Genomic DNA, 14,163 nt, shown 5'->3' with positions numbered 1-14,163 from the left:
TTTGGCTTTCTCGATCACGCCATTGAATTGCTGGGAAGTCAAGAGGCCGGCGGATTAATCGATTTAGGTTCGCGCATTTGCGCCCCTAAAAGTGCGCTGCAACATGCTATTATGGCGATGCAGCAGCAATTTTTGTTTCAAATACGCCCGAACCGCGTCTATGGTTCGGCTTGGTATGGCTCGGCCCCGCTGGCACTTGGGTCGATTCAATTTAAAAGCGCTTTGAGGGAATGGAGACCTTTCGTGAACCTCAAGCAGCTCGCCCATATGCTGGCACTTTCGCAAACCACGGTAAGCCGTGCGCTGAACGGCTATCCCGAGGTCAACGAGGAGACGCGCAGGCGTGTCATGGATGCCGCCAAGCGCCATGGCTATCGTCCCAATCCGAGCGCGCGCCGGCTGGCGACCGGCAAGACCGGCATGATCGGCTATGTCCTGCCGACCGGTGCGTCGGTCGACATCGATCCGCATTTCGTCGAGTTCCTGTCCGGCCTTGGTGACTATGCCCGTTCGCACGAGCTTGACCTTGTGCTGTCGCCGGCCGACGCCGACGACCAGGAGACGACCTACCGGCGCATCGTCGCCAACAGGCAGGTCGATGCCGTCTACATCTCCTCGCCAAGGCCCGCTGACCGGCGCGTGGCGCTGGTCAACACGCTCGGCATTCCCTTCATCGTCCATGGCCGCAGTGAGGGCTTCGACTTCGACTATGCTTTTACCGACATCGACAATGAGGGCGCCTTCCACGAGGCGGCCAGGCTGCTGATCCAACTAGGTCATCGGCGGCTGGCGTTGATCAACGGTGACGACCGCGAGACCTTCGCCATCCATCGCGAACGCGGCGTGCGCCGGGCGCTCGCCGCGAGCGGACTGTCATTGAGCGAACGCCATGTCTGCTCGGTCGATATGACCGAGGAGAACGGCTATCGCGCCACCAGGCGTTTGCTGGAAGAGGACGACGCGCCGACGGCGATCGCCTGCTCCAGCCTGATCATGGCGCTGGGCGTCGTGCGCGCCGTACGCGACCTCGGCCTGAGCATTCCGAGCGACGTCTCGCTGATCGCCCATGACGATGTCTTCCCCTGGCTGAGGCCGGAGAATTTCTCGGTGCCGTTGTCGACGACGCGTTCATCGATTCGTCTCGCCGGCGCCCGTGTCGCCGAGCGGCTGGCGGCGCGGATTTCAGGACTGGAGGAGGGCGCGCGAGGCGAGGTCTGGCCGGTCGATCTGGTGGTTCGGGGATCGGTGGCGGGCGCGCCTGCGTAGGGTCAAAACCCGACAAGTTCTGAACGACGGTTTGATAAGTTGCAGACTTTCATCGATGCACAGTAGATCGTCAAAAAAGTATTTGGTGAAACGATTGCATGAAATATTACCGACTCACTGTAGGTTTGGTGCTTCGTTGAAGACTTCAGCGATTGTGAACAAGACCGAGACCGCAATATGCAATATGTCACGGCCTTGGTCTATAAAAGGTCCGGTCGTATCTATCTTAACTAACTTTACGGCTTTCTCGATCGCACTTGAAGGTAGATGCGCATCGCCAAGCCGAAGATCATAAATACCCACCAAAGGTCCCATCAATTCGTGGGCCTTCTCTTTCCCGATTAGGGGCTCAAGCAGCCTCTGGACGCCTTTCAACGACCCTAGCCGTTCCCCCTCCGGAACAGATAGTTGCTTCTTCAGAGCGGCGACGTCAAAGCTGTCCGCCGTCAACCGAGCAATGTCCTTGGCGAGCGCAAGTAAGCTTGGTCTATCTGTTGCCCTGAAACGGTGAGTCTGTTTGAGTATCGTGTTCCGTTCTCCGTGCTCCGTCACAAGGGAGCGGCCAAACCTGGCCTTGAAGGCTTCATCCAACGCGTCCAACGCCCTTGCCAAAAACGCCTCTGGCGCAAGCGTGTTGGCTGGCGTGGTTTTAACCTGCGCAGCCGTTAGTTCCAAGCTGACGCCGCCGTCAGGAGCAACGTTGTAGCCTGCCCACAAGCGGCGCTCCCATTCCTCTAGGCGCGCAACGTCATGCGCATATACGTTGATCAAACCGTGTTCGTTGATACCGAAATGGACAGGCATCCCCGGTGCGATCCAAACACTCCCGGTATCGCGGGTATGCCATTTCAGCGCGCCACCTCTTCGAGTGAGCAACGCGGGAACAACAGCCGGGTTGAACCACAGCCATAGGCCTATATCATCGGAGTTCAAATCGTCGGCTGATTGTCGCTTGCCATACCCGTCGACGATAAACGTGGTCGAAGAGGGGATGCGATCACGGCGAGTACGAGGGCTAGAGACTGCCGGCTCGATCCATTCATCGCGCCAGAACTCCCCCTCAATCTGCCACAATTTTCGACCGTCGCGTTCAAACGTCCACTGCCGTGATTCAACGCCCTCGTCAGTTGGCTGATCCATCCGAGGCACTTCCGCCTCGATATCAACGTCGGTGCGCGACATATGAAAAACGCCGGTCTTCGCGCCGAAGGGATGTCCCCCTTCGTGGATCGCCCATGCGCGGCCCTCGAATCTTCCTCCATCCCGATTTTCTGTAGCCGGAACTTCACTCCAACCAATGGCACTCCCATCTTCAACGACTTGGTCGCGACTTCGATAAGTTACTATCCTAAGAGCCATACTTCTCGCTGCCAAATAGTCGCGGAGGTATTCGGCACGCATCTTAATGCCCGTCGCCCTTCCTTCGGCATCACGTTCGAGCCTAACGACTTCATCGTAGCCTTCAGTTGGCCTCACCCAAACATCATCCTCTCGAAAAAGGCTCAATGCGAAGACCAAATCTTGATTTAGATGCCAAATAGAGGTTTCAGCTCCGTCAAACGCCTGCTCCAGAACGAGTTCAACGCCAATGTCCTGCTGGTCATCACCCCACGGTATGTCTACCGGCTTGTAGGAATCTCTGGAGGCCCAGACACCAACTGTGCCGATACTACTCCAATTGATGTCATCTCCAGAATGCCTTTGGTCGAGGCGAATGGCGACGGAATGAGTACCCTCAAACTCTGCCACATAACCGATCTGACCATAATTGCCTTGCTTCTTCTCGGCCCGAAGCTTGAGAGGGATCCAAGCTGCATCACTTAGCCGACGTCGCGTCTCGGCGCGCATCTCAAACCACGCCTTCTCCATGCCATACTCCGCGAAGACCGAGCGTTCCCTATAGCCCAGTTTGAACAGCCTAGGTGAGCGCGGGCGACGCTGCAAGATTGGAATGCGTCTGGTTCTGGCCGAGAAGAAGGCCGAGGTCGGGTCGCATCCCGACCTGCCCGGGACGCTGCGCTGCATTCACGCCTTGCTTGCAGCCAAGGGCCTGTTCATCTGCAAGACACCCTGCATCGGGGATATGAACCCGCTCATCCGCCATGCCCTGTTGCCCGCAATGCGCGCGATCGGCAAAGCACCCTACACCAACGTCTTCCCGGGAGGCCGAGCTGAGCCAGCTTGTATTTACCACAGGCTTCGACATTCTTGCCACTGAAGTCCACGCAGCCAAGGGCAACGAGGCCTGTCCTTATATCGTGGCGCGCAGGAGATAATAAGCTCTGCGTCCGGGGCTGTCCTGCATTCGACGCGAGCTCGAGCGCAGCTCACATGCCCAAAGAAATCCAGGAGACGCCTAGCGCAGAATTTATTCCTTTGCCGCCGCCGCCTTGATATCCAGCAGCCCGTAGCCGAAATCATTGTCTCGTCCCTTGGGGCCGAGATCCCTGGCGGTGGCCGCGAGCGCCTTCTCGATGCCGTCGGCCGTTCGACCGGGCGCGGCATGGATGAGATTGGCGATGGCGCCGCTCACGATCGCCGCCGCAAACGAGGTGCCGGTGACCACGTCCGAGCCGGCGCCGCTCGGCGCCACCATCTCGACGCCAGGCGCCGAGATGAAGACATAGGCGCCGCGATTGGCCTGCGGCATCAGCCCGTCCTTGGCATCAGTGGCGGTGACTGCGATGACACCATCGAAAGCCGCCGGATAGCCATAGGGCGCCTTCGGCCCGTTGTTGCCGGCTGCGGCGACCAGCACCATGCCGAGTGCGCGGGCATTGCGGCAGGCGACGCCGAGCAAATCGTTCTTCGGCCCGACGAAGCTCATATTGATGATGCGCACGTCCTGTTCCGCCGCCCAGTCGAGCGCCGACAGGATGACGTCCATGGTCGACTTGCCGCCCTCGAAGGCGCGGGCGTGATAGATCTTTGCGCCCGGCGCCATGCCTTCCAGCACGCCGACGCCGGCGATCAGCCCGTCGATCGACGTGCCGTGATCGCGCTTTTCGATCGGCACGTCGGGCATGGCGTCGAACTGCCCGGCAATGACGCCCGACAGCGCCGGGTTGGTGTCGTCGATGCCAGTGTCGATCACCGCGATGCGGACGTTTTCGCCGCTGGCCTGCTTGGCATCGAGCGCGATACGATCGAACGCATAGTTGACGATGCCGGCGGCCTGCTGCAGCGAATAGACATGGTTGGGCTCGCGCCGCTGGGTGCGGCCGTCGGCGGCCAGTTGCGCCAGCACGACGCCGACGGGCCGGCCGTCGGGAATGCCGAAGCGCACCAGCGTGGTGCCAAGCAGAAGCGACTGGCGCTGCGAGCGCACCTGCAGGCCGAAGGAGGCGGCGATCTGCTGGACAGCGCCGGCATCGCCGTCGACGGTCACCAGCACCTCGTCGGGCACGAAATCGCCAACCACCGCGCGCGGCGGCTGAACGGCAATAAGATCGGTCGGCGAGACGATCGGGCCACCGGGCGGGGGGCCGGCTTGAGTATCGGCCGGCGGCGTTGCGGGCGCCGGCCGGGGCGTCGGTACCGGTGTTGGAGACGCCGCCGGGTTGGGAAACAGGTCGACGATCAGCGCCGGCAGGAAGACCGCGCCGGATTGGCCTGCGTCCGATCCGCTCTTTGTGTCATTGCCATCCTTGGCGCAATCGGCGCCCGCCGCGTTGGTCCCGTTGCGGCAGTCGATTTTCGTCTGGTCTGGATTGGGGTCGTTGGTCTGCGCCGACGCGGGCACGACGATTGCCATCGCCGTCGCAAGCACTGCCGCAAATCGAATGACCGCCTCAGCCGCCATCAACCGGTTTCCTTCCCTCGATCACAGTTTCCGTGAAAGCCTGGGCGGCAACAAGGCCGATTTGCTTGTTGTAGTCGGCAGCTGTCGCGGCCGGAATGCCAAGCCGGAACACGCCGTCGGCGGTCGGTCCGCCGATGATCTTCAGCCCGTTGCTGCCGAGGAAGGCGGAAATGTCCGACATCTTGGCATCCGGCTTGAACTTGACCAGGGCGAACGGCATTTTCGCCGGATCGTCTTGCGCGCCGGCAATCTCGAAATCATTGCCCTTGCCGCCGGGTTCGACAAACGACTGCACCATGACCAGAGCCAGCAGAACCGCGGCTGCCGCCCAGGCGACACCGACCGGCACCGCCATGAAGCGGCCCCAGGCCTGCGCCAGCCAGGACGATCCTGCCGGCTTGCGCGCAGGCCCGGCCTCGGCGTCGAGTGCCTTGGCAAAGCGGCTGAGCGCATCGGCCGGCGGCCGGATTGCTTCGTTGGCGGCCGTGGCGCCGGAGAATTCGGCTTCAGCCTCGCCAAGGGCGGCAAGTGCGGCCGGATCGCTGGCCAGCCACTCCTCGACCGCTTCCAGGTCGGAACCTTCCAGCGAGCCGTTCAGGTAGAATGGCAGCAGCGTTTCCATTTCGTCGCGGCGCGACATCTTTTCAGCGGCGCTCATGGCCACCCCCTGTCGTAACCGGCGGCCTTGAGGGCCTCGCCGAGTTTCTTGCGGGCGTAGAACATCCGGGTCTTGACGGTGGCGACCGGAATGTCGAGCACCTCGCCGATCTCGCTCACCGACTGTCCGTGATAATAGGCAAGATCGATGACCACGCGATGCTCTTCGGGCAAGGTGTCGACGAAGCGCCGCAGGGCGGCGGCCTTGTCTTCCTTCATAGTGACGACTTCCGGCGTGTCCGCGCCATCGGGCACCGCGGCGGCGGCCTCGTCGTCGATCCAGTCTTCCTTCTTCTTGCGCAGAAAGGACAGCGCCTTGAAACGGGCGATGCCGAGCAGCCATGTCGAGACTTCGGAACGCCCTTCGAAGCCGGGCGCCTGGCGCCATAGCTCGAGGAAGACTTCGTTGGCGATATCGTCGGCCATCATTTCCGATCCCGTCTGGCGCGCCACGAAGCGGTAGACCCGCGCGTGGTGACGCATGAACAGGAGCCGCACGGCGGCACGCTCGCCCTTCGCGACCCGGTCGACGAGAGCGCGATCGGTCTCCGTCGCTGCCGTCATGGCCGGTCGAGCCGCCTGGCTCCTGTCTGCTCTGTCGCTGATCGGTCCAAAAAGGTTCATCCTCCGCCAAGGAATTTTGCGGAGGCTAACCGAAGTAAGGAAGTGTTGCCAGAGGCAGGGTCTTCCCTTCCCCCCAAGGGGGAAGGGAAGAGTTCTGCGCGCCCGCTCACTCCAAGAAAGATTTAGCCTTCATCGTCTCCGGTATTGCCACACCCAGCCGGCTCAGCACTGTCGGCGCCAGCTGCAGCTGGTCGAGCAGCGTGTCGGCCTGCGGACCCTTACCTTGTCCAAAATAGTACAGCGCGAAATCCTGCATCTCGTCGTCATGGCCGCCATGATGGCCACGATCGGTCTGGCCGTGATCGGCGGTGACGATCACCTCATAGCCGGCTTCGATCCAGCGCGGCAGGAAGGCGGCCAGCATCCCGTCCATCGCATAGACGGCATGGTCCATCTCGTGGCAGTCGTGGCCGAAGCGGTGTCCCATCGAGTCCAGCGTGCAGGTGTGCAGGATGCCGTAGTCGATGCCATGGCGTTTCGTCAGCATCGTCAGCGTCGCGAACAGGTCGACATCGCTCGGCGTCATCTGGTTGCGAAGATTGTAACCGGTCATGGTGTGGAAGCGGCCATGCGTGATCGGCCCGCCTGGCTCGTCGAACTCCATGTCCTCGACCACGTCGAACGGATAGGCGCGGAAGAATTCCGACCAGTAGGAATGCGTCACCGCCCCCGTCTTGCCGCCTGCCTTGCTGACTTCGGAAAAGATATCGGGCTGCTCGACGCGGAACCGGTTCTCGTTGGAGAGAATCCCGTGCACCTGCGGTGAGACCCCGGTGTGGATCGACGCATAACAGCAGGCCGAGGTCGACGGCAGCACCGAGCGCATCTTCCAGACGCGCGCCTCGCCCGATTGCACCCAGCCTTCGAGATTGCCCATCAGCCGGCGCCAGTTCCGGTAAGGCACGCCGTCGAGGATGATCAGCAGAAGCTTGGACTTGAGCGCCACGGGCTGCTCCATGCGGTTGGCAGTTGAAACGGGAACGCCGTGTGCCGTCTTGGGCACACGGCGTTCTTGATAGATGAAATCGGAGGATCAGAGTCCGCTCAAGCGTTGAGCCAGCACTCGGCAAGCGCGTAGCCGTCCATCATTTCGCCGATAGGGCTCTTGGCATAGCCGCCGATCTTGCTGGTGGCGGCCGCGTCGATGAACTGGTTGAAGAAGGGCACGATCAGCCCGCCTTCGTCACGCATCATCACTGCCATGTCGTGGTAGATCGCCTGGCGCTTGGCCTGGTCGAGCTCGCCGCGCGCGGTAAACAGCATCTTGTCGAATTCCGGCCGCTTGAAGCGCGTGTCGTTCCAGTCGGCGGTCGAGACATAGCCGGTGGAATACATCTGGTCCTGCGTCGCGCGTCCGCCCCAGTAGGAGAGCGAGAAGGGCTGCTTGTTCCAGACCTCCGACCAGTAGCCGTCGCCGGGCTCGCGCTTGATCTCGATCTTGATGCCGGCTTTGGCGCAGGACTGCTGATAGAGCTGTGCGGCATCGACGGCGCCCGGGAAGGCGACGTCCGAGGTGCGCAGCACGATCGAGCCGCTGTGGCCCGATTTCTTGTAGGCTGCCGCCGCCTTGTCCGGATCGAACTTGCGCTGCTCGATGTCGGCGGAAAACAGCGGATAGGCCTCGTTGATCGGGAAGTCGTTACCCACCGAGCCATAGCCGCGCAGGATCTTTTCCAGCATCTCGTCGCGGTCCATGGCAAGCTTCAGCGCCATCCGCAGATCGTTGCTTTCGAAGGGTGCGGTGTCGCAGAACATATTGAACGGGTAGTAACCCTTGCCCGAGACGTTCTCGATGGAAACGCCTGCGATGCGCTTGACCAGATCGACGACCTTCGGCTCGACGCGGTTGATCATGTGCACCTGGCCGCCCTGCAGGGCGGCAAGCCGTGCGGTCGCGTCATTGATGACGATGATCTCGACCTGGTCGGCATGGCCGGCCTTGTCGCCCAGCCAGTAATTGGCGAAGCGCTCGCCGCCATGGCGCACGCCGGGCTGGTTGACGCTAACCTTATAGGGACCGGCGCTGATGCCGGCATTCGGATCGTCCTTGCCGCCATTCGGCTGGATGGTGAGATGGTAGTCGGCCATCAGATAAGGGAAGTCGGCATCGGCGTCGCCGAGCGTGACGATGACTTCCTTGCCGCTCGCCTTGACGCCCTTGATGTTCTTGAGGATGCCGAGTGCTCCGGACTTGGACTTCTCGTCCGCATGGCGCTCGATGGTGGCGGCAACATCCTCCGCGCCGACCGTCTTGCCATTGTGGAACTCGATGCCGTCTCGGATCTTGATTGTCCAAGTCTTGGCGTCGGCCGAGGCGCCAATCTCCTCGGCAATCAGGTTGACCAGCTTGTTGTCCGGAGTGAGGCGCACGAGATACTCGCCCCAAAGCTTGCCGAAGCTGAAGGTAACCTGGCTGAGGTTCAGCGCCGGATCGAGGCTGTTGGTGGATTCACCGCCCTGCAGGCCGGCCTTGATGATACCGCCCTTCACCGCCGTCTGGGCAAATGCCTTGCCGGCCAGCGCCGGCATCAGGGCCGCCGATACGCCGAGCGCGGCGGCGCGCCCAAGAAAGGCGCGGCGCGATATCCGGCCTTGACCGGCGAGTTCGGCGAGATAATCGAGTTCAGTCTTCATGTCCTACCCCTTTAAAAAATCGTGCGAGCGGCGCTCGTCCCGAAGGACGTGTGGCGCTCTAATGTTGCATCCGGATGACGGCCGCCGGCTCCCCTGATCTGGCGAACCGCTCTAGTTGCCAGCGCTGGCCATGCGCCGTCCTTTGATCGCCTTCTCCAGCCAGCCGATTTCCATTTCCGGAACCGAGGAGAGGAGAAGATCGGTGTAGGCGTCGAAGGGCGGCGCCAGCACCTGGCTCTTGGGGCCGTAGCGAACCACTTCGCCGCGATACATCACCGCGATCGAATCGGCGATCGACTTCACCGTGGCGAGGTCGTGCGTGATGAACAGATAGGCGACGTTCTCCTCCTTCTGCAAATCGAGCAGCAGCTTGAGGATGCCGTTGGCGACCAGCGGATCGAGCGCCGAGGTCACCTCGTCGCAGATGATCAGCTTCGGCTTGGCGGCAAGCGATCGGGCAATGCAGACACGCTGTTTCTGGCCGCCGGAAAGCTCGGCCGGATAGCGGTCGGAAAAGCCTTTGCCCATCTCGATCTTGTCGAGCAGTTCGGCGACGCGCCTGTCGCGCTCGCGGCCGCGTATGCCGAAATAGAACTCGAGCGGCCGGCCGATGATGGTGCCGACGGTCTGGCGCGGGTTCATCGCCACATCGGCCATCTGGTAGATCATCTGCAACTGGCGCAGATCCTCCTTCGGCCGGTCGGCCAGCCGATTTGCCAGCGGGCGCCCGTCGAAGGTGACGGTGCCCTGTTCGGGCGGCAGCAGGCCGGTGATGGCACGCGCCAGCGTCGACTTGCCGGAGCCGGACTCGCCGACGACGGCCAGCGTCTGTCCCGGATAGATGTCGACCGAGACGTTCTTCAGCACCTTGATATGGCTGCCGCCATAGGCAGCGGTGATGTTCTTCACCGACAAGAACGGCGCCGTGCCGGGTTTCTGCTCCTGATGCTCGATCTCATGCACCGAGACCAGCGCATTGGTGTATTCCTGGCGCGGCTCCTTGATGATCTGCCTTGTGCCGCCCCATTCGACCAGCCTTCCATGGCGCAGCACCATGATCTCGTCTGAGACCTGGGCGACGACGGCAAGGTCGTGGGTGATGTAGAGCGCAGCGACATGGGTGTCGCGGATGGCATCCTTGATCGCCGCCAGCACGTCGATCTGCGTCGTCACGTCGAGCGCCGTTGTCGGCTCGTCGAAGACGATCAGGTCCGGCTCGGAGCACAGCGCCATCGCCGTCATCACGCGCTGCAACTGGCCACCCGAAACCTGGTGCGGAAAGCGCTCGCCGATGGTTTCAGGGTTCGGCAGGCTGAGCTTCTTGAACAGCGCAACCGCGCGCTTCTCGGCCTCGGCCCGCGTTGCCGTACCGTGCAGCAGCGTGGCTTCCACCACCTGGTCCATCAGCCGGTGCGCCGGGTTGAAGGCGGCTGCCGCCGATTGCGCGACATAGCAGACCTCGCGGCCGCGTAATTTGCGGAAGCCGTCCTTGCCGCCCTTGAGGATGTCGCGGCCGTTCAGGATCACCTCGCCGCCGGTGATGCGCACGCCGCCGCGGCCATAGCCCATCGACGACAGGCCGATGGTCGACTTGCCGGCGCCGGACTCGCCGATCAGGCCGAGCACCTTGCCTTTTTCAAGCGTCAGCGAGACATCGTGCACCAACACGATGTTCTTTGGCGGCTCGCCGGGCGGGAAGACGGTGGCTTCGATGCGCAGGTTGCGGATGTCGAGCAGCAGGCCTGATTTCGCTTTGGTGTCGGCCATCACCCGCGTCCTCCCTTGAGGCTGGTCGTCCGATTGAGCACCCAGTCGGCAACCAGGTTGACGGAAATCGCCAACAGGGCGATCGCCGCCGCCGGGATAAGCGCGGCCGCGATGCCGAAGACGATGCCATCCTTGTTTTCCTTGACCATGCCGCCCCAGTCGGCGTCCGGTGGCTGCACGCCAAGGCCGAGGAACGACAGCGTCGACAGGAACAGCACGGCATAGATGAAGCGTAGGCCGAGTTCCGAAACCAGCGGCGACAATGCGTTGGGAAGGATCTCGCGGAAGATGATCCAGCCGCTGCCCTCACCACGCAGTTTCGCCGCCTCGACATAGTCCATGACGTTGATGTCGACGGCGACCGCGCGCGACAGGCGATAGACGCGGGTCGAATCCAGAATGCCCATCACCAGGATCAGCGTCACCAGATTGGTCGGCAGCACTGACAGCACGACGAGGCCCATGATCAGCGTCGGGATAGACATCAAGAGATCGACGAGGCGCGACAGCAGCGTGTCGAACCAGCCGCCGAAGACGGCCGCCGAGAAACCGAGGATGGCGCCGAGCGAGAATGACAGTGCGGTGGCCAGCACCGCGATGAACAAAGTGATGCGGGCGCCGTAGATCATGCGAGACAGAAGATCGCGGCCGAGATTGTCGGTGCCCAGCAAATGGGCAGCCGACATCGGTTCCCAGACGTCGCCGACGATTTCGCCATTGCCGTGCGGCGCGATCCAGGGGGCGAAGATCGCCGCCAGCACGAACAATGCCGTCAGCACGATCCCGATCAGCGCGGGGAGGGGGATGCGTTTGATATCGAGCATATCCGCCCCCTATTTCGGATGTCTGAGACGCGGATTGGCGACGATCGCCGCTATGTCCGCAATGATATTCAGGCTGATATAAACGGCGGCGAAGATCAGGCCGACCGCCTGCACCACCGGCACGTCGCGTTTGGTGACGTGGTCGACAAGATACTGCCCCATGCCCGGATAGACGAAAATCACCTCGACCACGACGACGCCGACGATCAGGTAGGCGAGGTTGAGCATGACGACGTTGATGATCGGCGCGATGGCATTGGGGAAGGCGTGCTTGCGGATGACGTTGAAGGCCGACAGGCCCTTCAGTTCCGCCGTCTCGACATAGGCCGACTGCATGACGTTGAGGATCGCCGCGCGTGTCATGCGCATCATGTGGGCGAGCACGACCAGCGTCAGCGCGGCCGCCGGCAGAGCGATCGCCTGCATGCGCTCGCCAAAAGGCATGCCGTCATAGACGGTCGAGATGCCCGGGAAGATTTGCCATTTCACGGCGAAGAAATAGACCAGCACATAGCCGATGAAGAACTCGGGAAAGGAGGTCGAGGCCAGCGCCAGCCCGGAGATCAGCTTGTCGACCCAGCCATTGCGGTAGCGCACCGCGATCAGGCCGAGAATGATCGCCAACGGCACGGCGACGATCGCCGCCCAGAAGGCGAGAAACAGCGTGTTCCACAGCCGTCCCTTGATCGACGTGGCGATATCCTGCCCGCTCGACATGGCCGTGCCGAGATCGCCGGTCAGCACACCGCCGAGCCAGCGGAAATACCTGATATAGGCCGGATCGTTGAGGCCGAGCTGCTCGCGCAGATTGGCGAGCGACTCCGGTGTCGCCGATTGTCCGAGAATGGCTTGCGCGACATCGCCGGGCAGGATCTGGGTGCCAGCGAAGATCAGGACCGAAACGGCCAACAAGAGGAGAATGCCCAGCGCAACGCGCTGGGCCACCAGTTTCAAGATGGGTGAGGACATGTCCGCAAGGCCAAGCTCAGGCTTCGAGCCAGCACTTCGCCAGCGCGTAGCCGTTCATCAGCTCCTGATGCGGATCATCGACCCAGCCGCCGACCTTGGCGCCGGTAGCGTCGATGAACTGGTTGAACATCGGCAGGATCAGGCCGCCCTCGTCTCGTACCAGGACAGCCATGTCATGGTACATCTGCTTGCGCTTGGTCTCGTCGAGTTCGGCGCGCGCGGCCAGCACCATTTTGTCGAAGTCCGGGCGCTTGAAACGCGTGTCGTTCCAGTCGGCGGTCGACAGATAAGCGGTGGAGTACATCTGGTCCTGGGTCGAGCGGCCGCCCCAGTAGGAAGCGCAGAAGGGCTGCTTGTTCCAGACCTCGTTCCAATAGCCGTCGCCGGGCTCACGCTTGAGCTCGATCTTGATGCCGGCCTTGGCAGCGCTCTGCTGGAAGAGCTGGGAAGCATCGACGGCGCCCGGGAAAGCGACGTCCGAGGTGCGCAGCAGGACGGCGCCATCATGGCCCGACTTCTTGAAGTGGAACTTGGCCTTGTCGGGATCGTACTTGCGCTGCTCGATCTCGGTAAACAGCGGATAGGACGCATTGATCGGGAAGTCGTTGCCGAGCGAGCCGTAGCCGCGCAGGATCTTGTCCAGCATTTCCTCGCGGTCGATGGCCAGCTTCAGTGCCATGCGCAAATCGGCGTTGTCGAACGGCGCCGTGTTGCAATGCATGATGAACACGTAGTGGCCGGGACCCGCGTGGTTGCGGATGGTGACGCCCGGCAGGCGCTTGATCAGATCGACGATCTTTGGCTCGACGCGGTTGATCATATTGACCTGGCCGCCCTGCAGGGCGGCCGTGCGCGCCGTCGCATCGTTGATGACGATGATCTCGATCTGGTCGGCGTGGCCCATCTTGTCGCCCTGCCAGTAATTGGCGAAACGCTCGCCGCCATGGCGCACGCCGGGCTCATTGGTCGTGACCTTGTAAGGACCGGCCGAGATGCCTGCGTCGGCCTTGTCCTTGCCGCCATTCGGTTGGACGATCAGGTGATAGTCGCTGAGCAAATAGGGCAGATCGGCATTGGCTTCCTTCAGGGTCAGCACGACTTCCTTGCCGCTGGCCTTGATGGTCTCGATGCCCTTCATGTAGCCGAGCGCGCCGGATTTCGACTTCTCGTCGGAATGGCGCTCAAGTGTGGCGGCCACATCCTCGGCGGTCACCGTCTTGCCGTTGTGGAATTCGACGCCGTCGCGGATCTTCAGCGTCCACACCTTGGCGTCGTCCGACGAGCCGATCTCCTCGGCGATGCGGTTCTCGAGCTTGCCTTCCGGCGAAAGCTCGACGATCAATTCGCCCCACATCTTGCCGAAGGCGAACGGCACCTGAGTCATGAACAGTGCCGGATCAAGGCTGTTGGTGGACTCGCCGCCGACAAGTCCGGCTTTCAGTGTACCGCCCTTGACCGGACCTGCCGCGCGTGCAGCGCTTGAAAGCAGCGAGTTGGCGAAGGGCGCGGAGATACCGAGCGCCGCCGCCCGGCCGAGAAAATCACGACGGCTCAGTTTGCCCGACGCGACACGCCGGCTAAGAAATTCCAGTTCGTTCGACATTTTGAGTTCCTCACTCT

At 62.2% G+C, this 14,163-nt stretch carries 11 protein-coding genes and 1 pseudogene; 2 read left to right on the top strand and 10 right to left on the bottom strand.

Annotation, left to right across the window (positions count from 1 at the left end; all coding sequences use genetic code 11):
* Positions 1-243 precede the first annotated feature (243 nt).
* A complete protein-coding gene (locus NKJ67_RS02180) occupies positions 244-1,266 on the top strand; it encodes a LacI family DNA-binding transcriptional regulator (RefSeq protein ID WP_127267792.1) in 1,023 nt (340 codons plus the stop codon).
* A 114-nt stretch (positions 1,267-1,380) separates the two neighbouring features.
* On the opposite strand, the gene NKJ67_RS02175 is transcribed toward NKJ67_RS02180, so the two are convergent.
* Entirely contained in the window at positions 1,381-3,135 is a 1,755-nt protein-coding gene (locus tag NKJ67_RS02175; protein WP_352580270.1) for a hypothetical protein, read from the bottom strand.
* 130 nt (positions 3,136-3,265) lie between these two features.
* On the opposite strand from NKJ67_RS02175, the pseudogene NKJ67_RS02170 reads away from it, so the two are divergent.
* Positions 3,266-3,542: pseudogene (locus NKJ67_RS02170) on the top strand (SAM-dependent methyltransferase); the annotation flags it as partial.
* A 92-nt stretch (positions 3,543-3,634) separates the two neighbouring features.
* Here the strand turns inward: NKJ67_RS02170 and NKJ67_RS02165 are convergent.
* The 9 genes from NKJ67_RS02165 to NKJ67_RS02125 all read right to left on the bottom strand — a co-directional run bounded on the left by NKJ67_RS02165 (position 3,635) and on the right by NKJ67_RS02125 (position 14,146).
* On the bottom strand, positions 3,635-5,068 hold the full coding sequence (locus tag NKJ67_RS02165; RefSeq protein ID WP_352580269.1) for a S8 family serine peptidase: 1,434 nt from the start codon (positions 5,066-5,068) through the stop codon (positions 3,635-3,637).
* The gene (locus NKJ67_RS02160; protein ID WP_127808228.1) at positions 5,058-5,726 is read right to left on the bottom strand and encodes an anti-sigma factor; all 669 of its coding nucleotides are present in this window, start codon (positions 5,724-5,726) and stop codon (positions 5,058-5,060) included. Before NKJ67_RS02160 ends, NKJ67_RS02165 begins: the two co-directional genes overlap by 11 nt.
* A complete protein-coding gene (locus NKJ67_RS02155) occupies positions 5,723-6,289 on the bottom strand; it encodes a sigma-70 family RNA polymerase sigma factor (protein WP_352580268.1) in 567 nt (188 codons plus the stop codon). The genes NKJ67_RS02160 and NKJ67_RS02155 overlap by 4 nt, the downstream gene beginning before the upstream one ends.
* Before the next feature lie 166 nt (positions 6,290-6,455).
* Positions 6,456-7,295 (bottom strand): alkaline phosphatase family protein, encoded by an 840-nt coding sequence (locus NKJ67_RS02150; protein WP_127320822.1) that lies wholly within the window; start codon positions 7,293-7,295, stop codon positions 6,456-6,458.
* Positions 7,296-7,393: 98 nt separating this feature from the next.
* Positions 7,394-8,983 (bottom strand): ABC transporter substrate-binding protein, encoded by a 1,590-nt coding sequence (locus tag NKJ67_RS02145; RefSeq protein WP_352580266.1) that lies wholly within the window; start codon positions 8,981-8,983, stop codon positions 7,394-7,396.
* Between the two features lie 111 nt (positions 8,984-9,094).
* Positions 9,095-10,750 carry an ABC transporter ATP-binding protein gene (locus NKJ67_RS02140; protein WP_352580265.1) on the bottom strand — a complete coding sequence of 552 codons (1,656 nt, stop codon included), beginning with the start codon at positions 10,748-10,750 and terminating at the stop codon, positions 9,095-9,097.
* On the bottom strand, positions 10,750-11,574 hold the full coding sequence (locus NKJ67_RS02135) for an ABC transporter permease (protein WP_127268157.1): 825 nt from the start codon (positions 11,572-11,574) through the stop codon (positions 10,750-10,752). The genes NKJ67_RS02140 and NKJ67_RS02135 overlap by 1 nt, the downstream gene beginning before the upstream one ends.
* A 9-nt stretch (positions 11,575-11,583) precedes the next feature.
* Entirely contained in the window at positions 11,584-12,543 is a 960-nt protein-coding gene (locus NKJ67_RS02130; protein WP_127289704.1) for an ABC transporter permease, read from the bottom strand.
* A 16-nt stretch (positions 12,544-12,559) separates the two neighbouring features.
* A complete protein-coding gene (locus tag NKJ67_RS02125) occupies positions 12,560-14,146 on the bottom strand; it encodes an ABC transporter substrate-binding protein (RefSeq protein WP_352580264.1) in 1,587 nt (528 codons plus the stop codon).
* Positions 14,147-14,163: the final 17 nt, after the last annotated feature.

The organism is Mesorhizobium sp. M0088 (assembly GCF_040322895.1).
Taxonomy (GTDB): domain Bacteria; phylum Pseudomonadota; class Alphaproteobacteria; order Rhizobiales; family Rhizobiaceae; genus Mesorhizobium.
This window is presented reverse-complemented; position numbering and strand designations above follow the sequence as displayed.

Coding starts and splice junctions, on each gene's coding strand:
- NKJ67_RS02175 (WP_352580270.1), bottom strand. CDS start 3,135: ATGGAGAAGGCGTGGTTTGAGATGCGCGCCGAGACGCGACGTCGGCTA.
- NKJ67_RS02165 (WP_352580269.1), bottom strand. CDS start 5,068: ATGGCGGCTGAGGCGGTCATTCGATTTGCGGCAGTGCTTGCGACGGCG.
- NKJ67_RS02160 (WP_127808228.1), bottom strand. CDS start 5,726: ATGAGCGCCGCTGAAAAGATGTCGCGCCGCGACGAAATGGAAACGCTG.
- NKJ67_RS02155 (WP_352580268.1), bottom strand. CDS start 6,289: ATGACGGCAGCGACGGAGACCGATCGCGCTCTCGTCGACCGGGTCGCG.
- NKJ67_RS02145 (WP_352580266.1), bottom strand. CDS start 8,983: ATGAAGACTGAACTCGATTATCTCGCCGAACTCGCCGGTCAAGGCCGG.
- NKJ67_RS02140 (WP_352580265.1), bottom strand. CDS start 10,750: ATGGCCGACACCAAAGCGAAATCAGGCCTGCTGCTCGACATCCGCAAC.
- NKJ67_RS02135 (WP_127268157.1), bottom strand. CDS start 11,574: ATGCTCGATATCAAACGCATCCCCCTCCCCGCGCTGATCGGGATCGTG.
- NKJ67_RS02130 (WP_127289704.1), bottom strand. CDS start 12,543: ATGTCCTCACCCATCTTGAAACTGGTGGCCCAGCGCGTTGCGCTGGGC.
- NKJ67_RS02125 (WP_352580264.1), bottom strand. CDS start 14,146: ATGTCGAACGAACTGGAATTTCTTAGCCGGCGTGTCGCGTCGGGCAAA.